We start from the raw sequence: 11,658 nt of genomic DNA on the forward strand, positions 1-11,658 counted from the left end.
CGATGAAAAAAATTATGTTCGCCACTGCCGTTGCCGCCTTGGGCGCAGCCGGTGCCACGGCACAGGAGAAAGTCATGGTGGGCGAGCCCAGCTGGCCCGGCGCCAAGATCATGAGCCGGATCATCGGCCAGGTGATCGAAACCCGCCTCGGCAGCGAGGCCGGCTATGCCCCCGGCGCCAACGCGGTGATCTTCGCCTCAATGGACGGCGGCCGCGGCGACATCGACGTGCACCCGGATGTCTGGCTGCCGAACCAGGCATCCTTCACCGATGAATACGTCGACCAGAAAGGCACCGTGGCACTGTCTTCCGGCAGCTACGAAGGCCGCGCGGGCATCTGCGTGCCGAACTACATGGTGGAAAAGCACGGCATCAAATCGATCTTCGACCTGGCAACTCCCGAGGCGCAGGTGCTGTTTGACAGCGATGGCGACGGCATGGGAGAGGTCTGGGTCGGTGCTTCCGGCTGGGCCTCGACCAACACCTTCAAGGTGCGGGTGCGCGACTACGGCATCGAAACCTTCCTGACCCCGACAACCGAAGACGAAACCGTGTTCTATTCCCGCCTCAAGGATCAGATCGACCAGGAAAAGGGCGCTGCCTTCTATTGCTACGCGCCGCACTATGTGCACGCGCTCTATGACGTGACCATCCTGGAAGAGCCGGAGCATGACGCAAACACCTACAAGATGGTGCAGCCGGATCAGGATGCCGACTGGTACAACAACTCGCGCGTCGACACCGGCGAGCCGGTCAAGACCGTGACCGTGGCCCATTCCAAATCTCTGGAGCAGCGCAACCCGGCGGCGGCCTCGTTCCTGGCCAAGATCGACATGGATGCGGACCAGCTCAGCGGGCTCACCTATGAGGTGGTCGTGAAAGGCCGCGAGATCGATGAGGTGGTTACCGAATGGATCGCTGCCAACGGCGATATCGTAGATGGTTGGCTGGGCCTGAACATCAACTGAGCCGAACATGACCCCGGCGGAAGGCAGCCGGGGTCCAATACCACCAAACCAATATCAGCGGGGCCAGTATGACAGCGGATATCGCAATCGACGCGCGTGGCGTCTGGAAAGTGTTCGGCAACCGAGCACAAGAAGCGTTAAAGGCCATTCATGCCGAAGGGCTGACCAAGCCGCAGGTGCTGGAACGGTTCAACTGCGTGGTCGGCGTCGCCGATGCCAGTTTCCAGATCGAACGCGGCGAGCTGTTCTGTGTGATGGGGCTGTCGGGCTCCGGCAAATCAACGCTGGTGCGCCATGTGAACCGGCTCTTGGAACCGACTGACGGTCATATCTACATCAATGGCGACGATGTGATGGGGCTGAATGCTGAAGGCCTGCGCGACCTGCGCAACCGCCGGGTTGCGATGGTGTTCCAGAATTTCGGCCTGATGCCGCACCGCACGGTGCGCGACAATGTCGCGATGCCGCTGGAGATCCGGGGCACCGGCAAGGCCCGCCGCTGGGAAGAGGCCGACCGGGTGCTGGAGCTGGTGGAGCTTTCCGGCTGGGAGGACAAATACGCCCATGAGCTGTCAGGCGGCATGCAGCAGCGCGTCGGCCTGGCCCGCGCCATCGCCTCCGACCCCGAAATCCTGTTGATGGATGAGCCGTTTTCGGCGCTGGACCCGCTGATCCGCAAGCAGCTGCAGGACCAGTTCATGGAGCTTTCCCGCAAGCTGGGCAAGACCACCATGTTTATCACCCATGATCTGGATGAGGCGATCCGCATTGGCCACCGCATCGCCATCATGAAGGACGGCCGCATCGTGCAGATCGGCACGCCGGAGGAAATCATCCTCAATCCGGCGGATAGCTATGTGGCGGACTTCGTGGCCGGCATCTCCAAGCTGAACATGATCTTTGCCCACTCGGTGATGAAACCGGTGGCAGAGTTCGAAGCCACCCATGGCGCCCTGCCCGCCGACGCAAGGGAGGCGCGACCCGACATGGACCTGAGCGACCTGATGGAGCTGGCGGTGGACGGCCACGGCATCGTCAAGGTTGCCGACGGCGGCGCCACGGTCGGCGTAATCAACCGCGCGGGCCTGATCCGCGCCATTCAGGACAGCCAGGCGTAAGGAGGTGAAGATGCAGCACTTCGACCAATCACAGATCAAACCGGAAACCGCCGGGCGGCTGAATGCGCTAGTGGCGGAATTCACCGGCCAGTCGCAGGCCTATTACCAGCGCGTTTTCAGCTACATGATGGAAGCGCCCGGATACCGCTTCACCCTGAACCGCGCCGCCGCGCTGCTGGGACCGGTCTGGTTCGGTGCGCGGGGTCTGTGGGCCTGGTTCCTGGGCTTTCTGCTGCTGGAAACGCTGGCCTATATCCAGATCGCAATGGGGCTGTTCGGTGACCTCGGCCGGGACTCCCGACTGCGCGCCGAGCAGATCGCCCAAACGCTGGACCTGCGGCACCAGCAGATTGCTGCAGCGGAGGCCTCGGGCGCGTCCTCGCTGGAATCCCTGAAACGAGCAGCAGAGTCGCTGGAAGCCGCACTGGAAGGCGCGCAACAGGCCGCGGTAGCGGCAAATGCCAGCGGCACCATGTATCTGGTCGCTGGCGCGGCGCTGCTTCTGGCCGTCAAATTCCTGGCGGCCTCGCTGGCGAACTGGACGCTGGAGGGGCAGTTTGCCCGGTGGCGCTCAGACCGCCGGGTGGCCAGCGGCTGGTCGCTGCCGCGACTGATCGTCTCTTCCGTGCTGGCGGCGGCGGTGATTGTTCTGTCGGCGCTGAAATTCGCGATGCCCGATGCCTTCTCGTTGCTGAACGCCTTTCCGACCAACCGCGACTGGCGGCTCAACGTGGGCGACGGGGTGCAGGCCGCGTTCGACTGGACCAAGACCTCAGGCCGCGGCTTCTTTGACGGGCTAACCGCGGGGATGCGCACACTTCTGGACTGGATCGAGGTGGTGCTGGTCGATACCCCTTGGCCGGTGGTGGCGCTGGTCATCGTGATGCTGGCCTATCTGTCCGCAGGCGCAAGGGTGGCTATCTTCACCGGCGCCGCGCTGGCCTATCTCGGGCTCTTGGACTTCTGGGAAAAGGCGATGACCACCATTGCCCTCCTGGGTGCTGCGGCGCTGATCTCGATCACGCTGGGCATTCCGCTCGGCATCTACTGCGCCCGGCGGCCCAAGGTCTTTGCGGTTGTACGCCCGGTCTTGGACTTCATGCAGTCGATGCCCTCCTTCGTCTACCTGATCCCGGTGGTCGCCTTCATCGGCTCCGGCAAGCCTGCAGGCGTGGTGGCGACCATGATCTTCGGCAGTCCGCCGGTGATCCGCTTCACCGTGCTGGGCCTGCAGCAGGTACCCGAAACCGTGCGCGAAGCCGCGCTCGCCTTCGGCGCCACCCCGCGCTACCTCTTGTGGCGGGTGGACCTGCCGCTGGCGCGCAAGACGATCATGGCCGGCGTCAACCAGACCATTCTCCTGTCGCTGGCAATGGTGGTTGTGGCCTCGCTGATCGGCGCCAAGGGGCTGGGCGAGGACGTGCTGGAAGCGCTGCAATATGCCGCCGCCGGCCAAGGCATCCTGGCGGGGCTGGCAATCCTGTTCTGCGCCCTGATCCTCGACCGGATCGTGGCCGGCAAAAGGTGAAGCGAATGACGCCGCATCCAAGCTTATCTTGGCGCGGCGTCGTTGTTCGGCCTCCTGACGACACGCTGATTTTTTTGCAGAAACTCTTTCTGTCTGAAGGACCGATCCGCAAGATATTCACGAGCAAGCCAGCCATTCTGACGCTAAAAAAACGTTAGGCCGCAGCGAAGGCAATCCTCCGTTTTCCTAAACATAACGGCGGACCACCTCAGTGGGGGAGGATCAATGGCGAGTTGCCGTTTACGAAATCCACTCTACGCCAGGTTCGTTGAATTCTCGCGATATTGCTGAAACCGCGGAGCGTGAGTTGGCTTCGAGGATATACCCAGTCGATCACGATTGGTCAGGGAGCGTTTACTCTGAATCCGGAAGGAACGTGAACGTTACCTTGCAGCAAATAGCGAAGTTTGCACAAATCAAGCGGAGAACTTTTCTGCTACATTGCTGCCAATGTGTGCTCAAGGCCTTTGCGGATATGCGTCTTCAGTATCGATTGTGCTTGCGATACTTTGCGCGCGAGCGCTGCTTCGAACATTGCCTTGTGTTCATTCATCGCTTCTTCGCCGCGATGGGTCAAAACCAGCATCTGGTACCGCAGGTACTTGTCGTAGATGATCTCATGCAAGGACAGCAGGTTGAGTGAGTTACACGCCTGAATCAGGGCCTTGTGAAACTCCCAATCATAGCGTTTCCAGGTTTCTTTTTCGGAAACATCCCCGGCCAGCATCTTGTCTTCCATAAGGCGCAATTTGTGGTGCGCGGCAACGAGGTTGCCCTCCCAATCCGCGTCTCCGTTCTCGATGGAGGTTTGCAGCGCGGAACATTCCAAAAGAATCCGCAGATTGGCAATTTCGGTCAGATCTTCCTTTGAGACCCGCTGCACAAAAAATCCACGCTGTTCTGCGGCCTCCACAAACCCGTCGCTAGCCAGGCGGTTCAGCGTTTCGCGCAGAGTTGAGACGCTGGCTGAATATCGGTCTCGCAGGCTGTCGAGTTTCAGTTTGGCGCCTGGTGCCAGCGCGCCAAAAATTATGTCCTTCTTGATCCGTTCGTAGGTGCTGGATCCGACGGTGGTCATCGTGGCGCGCGGCATGGGATTAATCGTTTGGCCTCCGGTTTTTCTGATCATTACAACTTCATAGGATGGTATTCAATATCAGGAAAAGTATGATTATGATAAAAATATCATGTATTATTGCGAATCCCAATATAAACACTTAACGTCTGATTTAAATCACTGTGGTGCGTAGAAGGACATCAAATGACCGAGCCTCAAAAGCTTGTCGTTGTCGGCACTGGCCTCGTTGGCAAGCGACACGTCACAGCCATAAACCGCAGCAAGCGCGTTTCTTTGGCGGGGTTGGTCGAACCCGGACCGGAGGGCAGTTCCTACGCTTCTGGTTTGGGCGTTCCAAACTTCGCATCGATCGATGAAATGTTTGCAAATCTATCGCCTGATGGTGTTGTCCTTTCAACACCCACACCTCTGCACGTTCAGCACGGTCTTGAGTGTGTCAGCCGAAACTGCCCTGTGCTTGTCGAAAAACCGCTCGCCGTCACGGCTGACGAGGCAAAGGTACTTAGCGATGCTGCTATTCGGGCCGATGTACCTTTGCTGGTTGGGCACCACCGGCGCCACAATCCGCTGATTCAGAAAGCCGCGGCGATGATAGCCGCTGGTGCGATTGGCGATATTCGCGCCCTTCAGGCTACCTGCTGGTTTTACAAGCCTGACGACTATTTTGATGTCGCCCCCTGGCGCAAGCTGAAGGGGGCCGGGCCGATTTCGGTCAATCTGGTACATGACATTGATCTCATTCGGTACCTGTGCGGCGAGATCGTCAACGTTCAGGCACAGGCGGCCCCGTCCCGCAGGGGCTTTGAGAACGAGGATGTAGCGGCGGCGGTGCTGCGGTTTGATACCGGCGCTATCGGGACAATCACGGTTTCGGATTCGATTGCATCGCCCTGGAGCTGGGAGCTGACATCGGGGGAATACCCAATCTATCCCGCGACGTCGCAGTCCTGCTACTTGCTCGGAGGAACCAAGGGGGCCTTGTCCTTGCCCGACCTGACTCATTGGTCGCATCCAGGTGAACGCAGCTGGTGGAGCCCGATCTCCGCCACGAACTCGCCAAGAGCGAATTCTGATCCCTTGGTCAATCAGATCGAACACTTCGTGCAAGTGATCAGAGGCGAAACCGCGCCTTTGATTTCTGGCGAAGAGGGGGTCAAGACGATGCAGGTCATTGAGGCAATTCAATCCGCTGCAGAATCTGGGAAAACCATCGAATTACCTCAATCGCGGCCTCTAGAGGCCATCCAAAATACTGTTATTACGTCACAAAGTTAAAAATATATGATATTTTCCAAAATATATTGTAAAACTTCCGAAACACGGCAATAATGCCGTAAGTGATGCCGCCACGGCAGCGGCTCAATGTCTGGGAGGACGCAGATGAAACTCAATCTCACACGCCGTACAGCACTGTCGGCTCTGGTCGCGACAAGTACGCTATTGGGCGCTACCGTCGATGTACTGGCAGGCGACAAGATCCAGCTTCGCCTGGCCACATCCGGATCGGATACCGATCAGCGTTCGGTTGCGATGGCCGAGGTTTTCGCGCCGATGGTGGCCGAATTTGCTGATTACCAGCCAAGCTACAATGGCACGATTTTTGCTCAGGGCACCGAGCTTGACGCGATCAGCCGCGGCAACCTGGAAATGTCGATCACCTCGGCACAGGAGTTGGCGCAGTTCTTTCCTGAGTTTTCAATCTTCACCGCAGGTTACGTCCATCAGGATGCGGCACACCAGGTCGCTGTGTTCAACGACCCGCTGATGGATACCTTCAAGCAAACGGTCGAGGATGATCTGGGCGTCAAACTCCTGTCGGTCATGTATCTGGGACGGCGCCAACTGAACCTGCGTGAAGGCAAAGATGAGCGCACGGTGACGACGCCTGGCGATCTGGCTGGCGTGAACCTGCGGATGCCCGGCACGGATGCGTGGCAGTTCCTCGGCAAAGCGCTAGGTGCGGCACCAACACCGATGTCTTTCTCGGAAGTCTACACCGGTCTATCCACCGGCGCGATCGATGGTCAGGACAATCCGTTGCCAACCATGGTCGACAAGAAATTCTACGAGGTCACCAAGCAAGTTGTTCTGACATCGCACCTTGTCGATCTGAACTACATCGCCATTGGCAAGGGCGTCTGGGACGAACTGACGCCTGAACAACAGGCCAAGGTTCAGGAAGCCGCCGACGCTGCGGCCGAAGCTGGACGACAGCAACAGTTGAAACTGGAAGGCGAGCTGGTGACGTTCCTAGAAGAGAACGGGCTGGATGTTTACGAGCCCGACCTGGTCGCGTTCCGTGAAAACGTGCAGTCGATGTATCTCGAAAGCGAGTTTGCGGAAACCTGGCCCGAGGGCGTGCTCGACAAGATAAACGCTCTGGGCAAATAAGCCGCGGATAAGAAAGGGGAGAACGACCATGAGAATTTTCGTCAAGTGGTTCTCCCGCTTCGCAGAAGCGATTGCCGGCGGCATGCTGGCGGCAATCTTCCTGATATTTCTTTTACAGATCCTGCTGCGCTATTTCTTCACCCCCGCTGGATGGACGCTGGAACTGATCGGCATTCTCTGGGTCTGGGTGATTTTCTTCAGCTGCGCCTTCATCGTGCGCGAACAGGACCATGTCAAATTCGATATCATCTACCTCGCGGTGCCCCGGCGCGTGCGGCAGATATTTGCCCTGATTGCCGCAGCGGCCATCGTTATCGGCATGCTCGTCACGTTTCTGCCGACATGGGACTACATCGAGTGGATGAAAATCCGCAAAACCTCGACTGTACGTAACCCACTGTCAGGAAACAAAATTCCACTGCGAGATGTCTTCTCGATCTACGCGGTCTTCATGCTTGCCGTGGCGGCGCGTTATGGCTGGCTGTTCTTTGATGTCCTGCGAAACGGCCCCCCGAAAACAGAACTCGAGCTTGTCGTAGAGGCAAGCCACGAAGACGAAAAAGATGACGACGAAGGAAACGCATCATGAGCTTTGAACTCGCTTCCTGCCTCGTCACGCTGTTTGTGCTTGCGGGCGTCGGCACGCCGATCGGCTATTCGATCCTTCTGGCATCGGTCGTCTATCTCGGATTTGCCAGCCTCGACGTGGCGCTGGCCGGAGAGAAAATCCTGCAGGGTTTCTATAAAAGCACAATTCTTCTGGCGGTGCCTCTCTTTATCGTAGCCGCCAACATCATGAACGCGGGTTCGATCACCGACCGGTTGCTGAGCTTCTGCGTGGCCGCAGTCGGCCGGTTCAAAGGTGGGCTGGGCCATGTGAACGTTGTGGCCTCGCTGATCTTTTCGGGCATGTCCGGGTCAGCGGTCGCGGACGCCGCCGGCATCGGGAAAATTATCATCGAGATGATGACCAAGGACAACCGATACAGCCGTGGATATGCGGCGGCGATTACCGCGGCTTCGGCCACGATCGGCCCCATCATTCCACCGTCGATCCCAATGGTGCTCTATGCGCTGGTCTCCAAGGCTTCCATCGGCTCGCTGTTTCTCGCTGGTATCCTGCCGGGCCTGATCATGGGCGTCGTTTTGATGGCCATGAACTACTACCTTGCCGGCAAGCGCGGATTTGCAATCGAAAATCCAGTACCGCTGCGCGAACTGCCAGCAAAGACTGCCAACGCATTTCCCGCGCTGTTGATGCCCGTCATTCTACTTTACGGGATCTATGGCGGTGTCACCACGCCGACCGAAGCAGCGGCTGTTGCGGCTTTCTATGCGCTGCTTCTGGCGGCCATGTTTTACCGCGCCATCACGCTCAAGGGGCTCTATCACGTGTTTGTCGACAGCGCCCGCTCTTCGGCTGCCGTCGGCATCGTGATCGGCGGCGCCTTCATCCTGAACTTCATCGTGATTTCCGAGCAGATACCGCAATCCATCTCGACCCTGCTGGAAGGATCCGACGTGAGCCCGATCCTGTTTCTGATCCTGGTGAACCTAATGATCCTGGCCCTGGGATGCGTGCTGGATGCGACGACGATCATCTTGGTAATCGTGCCGCTTTTCATTCCGACCTGCGAGGCGTTGGGCATCGATCTGGTGCATTTCGGCGTGCTGGTCGTCGTCAACTCGATGATCGGTCTTATTACGCCGCCATACGGCATCCTGCTCTTTGTCATCAATGCGGTGACGGAAATCCCGTTGCGCGAGATCATTACAGAGATATGGGCCTTCCTTGCGGTGTTGATCGCGGCCCTTCTGCTGATGCTGATGATGCCGGATCTGGTTCTGTGGCTTCCGCGTGTCTTCGGTTATCAGGGGTGAAAAATGGGCCTGTGCATCACGACGGCATCGGTTCCGGGCTCACTGCCCGAGAAGTTGTCGGCGATTGCGCTGGCCGGATTTCATGACATCTCGCTGAGCATTTCGGACATTGTCGGCTTTGATGGCGACCTGGATTTTGTCGCGGAACTGATAAGCGAATTCGGGCTTCGTGTGGCACTGATCGGGCCGGTTGAAGTCTGGAACAGTGCTGACCCGTCTTCCGCAATTGCCGGTAAAGCAAAACTAGCGCGGCGCTTAGGAACCGATTTGCTGATGATCGACATGCCTGAAGGGCTGGACCTGCCGAATATGCGGAGCGATTTTTCCGAAATGGCTCTGGCGGTCGGTGATGGCGGCGCAAGATTGGCGTTCAGACCCGGGCCGGCCAGTGACGCAAATGTGCTTGCTCTGATCGAAGACATTAATTTCCCGCATGTTGGCCTTGCACTGAACAGCCGCGACGCGCTGTCCGATGGTTCCAAACCGGCGCGGTTGCGTGATGTTCCCTCCGGTCGTCTCTTTCATGTCGAACTTGCCGATAGCTATCGCGCGGACCCCAAGACGCCGCTCTGGCCCGGACAGGGGGATTTGAACCTTGCCGGTTTCGTGCGCGTGATCGGCAAGTCCGGTTATAGCGGCGCGTGGTCGGTTACCGGCCCATTGCGACCGGAAAACGCGGCATCCGATGGCTATCGCGCTCTGGTCAACCTGCTGGATGATGCGGCCCAGTCCGAACCTGACCTGCGATTTCCGATCCCGAAACTGCCGCCGCGCATCTACAGCTCGGGCTATGAATTCATCGAATTCGCGGTCGACCGGACCGGGGCGAAAACACTGACAGACATGTTGACCGCCATGGCTTTTCGAATGGAACGCCGGCATGTGTCCAAGGATGTGGAACTGTGGCGGCAGGGCGCGGTCAATATCGTCGTAAATCAGGACCCACGGGGCCATGCCCATGACGCCCTCGTCGCCCACGGGCCGACGGTATGTGACATGGGACTGCGCGTCAGCGATGCCGACGCCACGGTGAAACGTGCTGCGGTTCTTGGCACACCGTCCTTCACCCAACCTGTCGGTCTGGGAGAACTGGAGATTCCCGCCATCCGCGGCGTCGGTGGCAACATCGTGCATTTCATCGACGAAAACTCGGATCTGCACCGGGTCTGGGACATTGAATTTGACCCCGTTCGCAAGACGCAGACCACACCACCCGCAGGCATCCGGCGGATCGATCATGTGGCGCAGACCATGAAGCATGACGAAATGCAAAGCTGGTTGCTCTACTACATTTCCACTTTCGAGATGGAAAAGACTGCGCTGGTGGATGTGGCCGATCCGTCAGGCCCCGTTCACAGCCAGGCCATCGCCAGTCCCGAGGGCGAAGTGCGACTGAACCTCAACGGTGCAGAGGGGCGGGAGACCTTCGCGGGTTCTTTTCTGGCCGACCAGGTCGGGGCGGGGGTGCAGCACCTGGCCTTTCTTACCGACAATATTTTCGAGACCTCGGACCAGCTCGAAGTGACGGGGTTTCCAAGGCTGCGGATCTCGCCCAATTACTATACCGAAACCCAGGCGCAATTCGGATTGAGCGATGCGATGACCGAAGAGCTGCACTCGAAGCATATCCTCTATGATCGCGATACCGCCGGGGAGTATTTCCAGCTCTACAGCGAGCCAGTTTTCGATGGGTTTTTCTTCGAAATTGTCGAACGGCGCGGGCGCTACCAGGGCTACGGCGCGCGAAACGCCGCCGTGCGCCTGTCGGCGCAGGTTAAGTTCAAGCAAGGCGTGCGGGCGGATGAGGCTCGGCCCCAACAGGAAAGATCCAAAGTTGAACACTGACACCGACGAGATACGACATTGGTGGCGCACGTCGATCATTGACATGGCCCCGGGGCGGATCGCTTTTCGCGGCAAGGCCATCGAAGAGCTGATCGGTCATGTCAGCTTTCCGCAGATGATCTGGCTGATGGTGCGGGGTGACGTTCCAAGCACGGCTCAGGCCGCGCTGTTCGAAGCGGCGCTGGTGGCCGGGGTGGATCACGGACCGCAGGCGCCGTCGATCGCCGCGGCGCGGATGGCCGCAACCTGTGGCGTTGCGCTGAACAACGCGATGGCCACCGGCATCAACATGCTGGGCAATGTACATGGCGGCGCGGGTGAGCAATGCGCCGAGCTTTATTATGATATCGCCGCTCGGATGGATCAGGGCGCGGCGCTGCAGGCGGCTGTCGATGAAGGTCTCGATGCCTGGCGCGCGCGCTACGGCAATATCGTCAGCGGTTTCGGGCACCGGTTTCACAAGCCCGTCGACCCGCGCGCGCCCCGGCTGATGCAGCTGGTGCGCGAGACCGCCGCCAAAGGTGCCGTTTCAGGCAGGTTCGCAGATATTGGCGAGAAAGTTCAGGCCAGGCTGGGCAATAACCGACCCCTTGCAATGAATATCGACGGCGCTACGGCCGTGATTTTCTGCGAGTTGGGGTTTGAGGCGCCTCTAGCACGCGGTCTGTTTTGTCTGTCGCGTAGTGTTGGCATCCTGGCCCATGCCTGGGAACAGACCCGTCAGGGCGGGCGCAACAAAGGCCCGATGCCACCAAATCTCCTCCCTGAATACGTGCCAGACGGTGAAGACTTAAAAAACCAAGCTGAGCTGATTAAAAATATGTTAAAGTAAAAAATATCATAGATTTT

At 58.7% G+C, this 11,658-nt stretch carries 10 protein-coding genes; 9 read left to right on the forward strand and 1 reads right to left on the reverse strand.

The annotated features are described in order from the left end of the window. The first annotated feature begins 2 nt into the window (after positions 1 to 2). From ACR0AO_RS17010 to ACR0AO_RS17020, 3 genes are all read left to right on the forward strand, one after another. A complete protein-coding gene (locus ACR0AO_RS17010; protein WP_480605932.1) occupies positions 3 to 968 on the forward strand; it encodes an ABC transporter substrate-binding protein in 966 nt (321 codons plus the stop codon). 68 nt (positions 969 to 1,036) lie between these two features. Continuing rightward, the gene (locus tag ACR0AO_RS17015) at positions 1,037 to 2,086 is read left to right on the forward strand and encodes a quaternary amine ABC transporter ATP-binding protein (RefSeq protein ID WP_480605934.1); all 1,050 of its coding nucleotides are present in this window, start codon (positions 1,037 to 1,039) and stop codon (positions 2,084 to 2,086) included. Between the two features lie 10 nt (positions 2,087 to 2,096). Continuing rightward, a complete protein-coding gene (locus ACR0AO_RS17020; protein WP_480605937.1) occupies positions 2,097 to 3,614 on the forward strand; it encodes an ABC transporter permease in 1,518 nt (505 codons plus the stop codon). Positions 3,615 to 4,050: 436 nt separating this feature from the next. Here the strand turns inward: ACR0AO_RS17020 and ACR0AO_RS17025 are convergent, their stop codons facing one another. After that, on the reverse strand, positions 4,051 to 4,743 hold the full coding sequence (locus tag ACR0AO_RS17025; protein WP_480605940.1) for a GntR family transcriptional regulator: 693 nt from the start codon (positions 4,741 to 4,743) through the stop codon (positions 4,051 to 4,053). Between the two features lie 132 nt (positions 4,744 to 4,875). Here ACR0AO_RS17025 and ACR0AO_RS17030 point away from each other — a divergent pair, with 132 nt between their 5' ends. The 6 genes from ACR0AO_RS17030 (at position 4,876) to ACR0AO_RS17055 (ending at position 11,641) form a co-directional block, all read left to right on the forward strand. Beyond that, complete coding sequence (locus ACR0AO_RS17030) at positions 4,876 to 5,967, forward strand: Gfo/Idh/MocA family protein (RefSeq protein WP_480605943.1); 1,092 nt, start codon at positions 4,876 to 4,878, stop codon at positions 5,965 to 5,967. 105 nt (positions 5,968 to 6,072) lie between these two features. Beyond that, the gene (dctP, locus tag ACR0AO_RS17035) at positions 6,073 to 7,083 is read left to right on the forward strand and encodes a TRAP transporter substrate-binding protein DctP (RefSeq protein ID WP_480605944.1); all 1,011 of its coding nucleotides are present in this window, start codon (positions 6,073 to 6,075) and stop codon (positions 7,081 to 7,083) included. A 28-nt stretch (positions 7,084 to 7,111) separates the two neighbouring features. Next, positions 7,112 to 7,672: a TRAP transporter small permease gene (locus ACR0AO_RS17040; RefSeq protein WP_480605947.1), complete on the forward strand. Its 561-nt coding sequence runs from the start codon at positions 7,112 to 7,114 to the stop codon at positions 7,670 to 7,672. Next, positions 7,669 to 8,964 carry a TRAP transporter large permease gene (locus ACR0AO_RS17045; RefSeq protein WP_480605949.1) on the forward strand — a complete coding sequence of 432 codons (1,296 nt, stop codon included), beginning with the start codon at positions 7,669 to 7,671 and terminating at the stop codon, positions 8,962 to 8,964. Before ACR0AO_RS17040 ends, ACR0AO_RS17045 begins: the two co-directional genes overlap by 4 nt. A 3-nt stretch (positions 8,965 to 8,967) precedes the next feature. After that, on the forward strand, positions 8,968 to 10,809 hold the full coding sequence (locus ACR0AO_RS17050; RefSeq protein WP_480605951.1) for a bifunctional sugar phosphate isomerase/epimerase/4-hydroxyphenylpyruvate dioxygenase family protein: 1,842 nt from the start codon (positions 8,968 to 8,970) through the stop codon (positions 10,807 to 10,809). Continuing rightward, on the forward strand, positions 10,799 to 11,641 hold the full coding sequence (locus tag ACR0AO_RS17055) for a citryl-CoA lyase (protein ID WP_480605953.1): 843 nt from the start codon (positions 10,799 to 10,801) through the stop codon (positions 11,639 to 11,641). Before ACR0AO_RS17050 ends, ACR0AO_RS17055 begins: the two co-directional genes overlap by 11 nt. Positions 11,642 to 11,658 lie beyond the last annotated feature (17 nt).

The organism is Ruegeria sp. AF8 (genome assembly GCF_056541825.1).

Bases quoted from the DNA above. Each gene is read 5' to 3' on its own strand.
- ACR0AO_RS17010 (WP_480605932.1), top strand. From the start codon at position 3: ATGAAAAAAATTATGTTCGCCACTGCCGTTGCCGCCTTGGGCGCAGCC.
- ACR0AO_RS17015 (WP_480605934.1), top strand. From the start codon at position 1,037: ATGACAGCGGATATCGCAATCGACGCGCGTGGCGTCTGGAAAGTGTTC.
- ACR0AO_RS17020 (WP_480605937.1), top strand. From the start codon at position 2,097: ATGCAGCACTTCGACCAATCACAGATCAAACCGGAAACCGCCGGGCGG.
- ACR0AO_RS17025 (WP_480605940.1), bottom strand. From the start codon at position 4,743: ATGATCAGAAAAACCGGAGGCCAAACGATTAATCCCATGCCGCGCGCC.
- ACR0AO_RS17030 (WP_480605943.1), top strand. From the start codon at position 4,876: ATGACCGAGCCTCAAAAGCTTGTCGTTGTCGGCACTGGCCTCGTTGGC.
- dctP (WP_480605944.1), top strand. From the start codon at position 6,073: ATGAAACTCAATCTCACACGCCGTACAGCACTGTCGGCTCTGGTCGCG.
- ACR0AO_RS17040 (WP_480605947.1), top strand. From the start codon at position 7,112: ATGAGAATTTTCGTCAAGTGGTTCTCCCGCTTCGCAGAAGCGATTGCC.
- ACR0AO_RS17045 (WP_480605949.1), top strand. From the start codon at position 7,669: ATGAGCTTTGAACTCGCTTCCTGCCTCGTCACGCTGTTTGTGCTTGCG.
- ACR0AO_RS17050 (WP_480605951.1), top strand. From the start codon at position 8,968: ATGGGCCTGTGCATCACGACGGCATCGGTTCCGGGCTCACTGCCCGAG.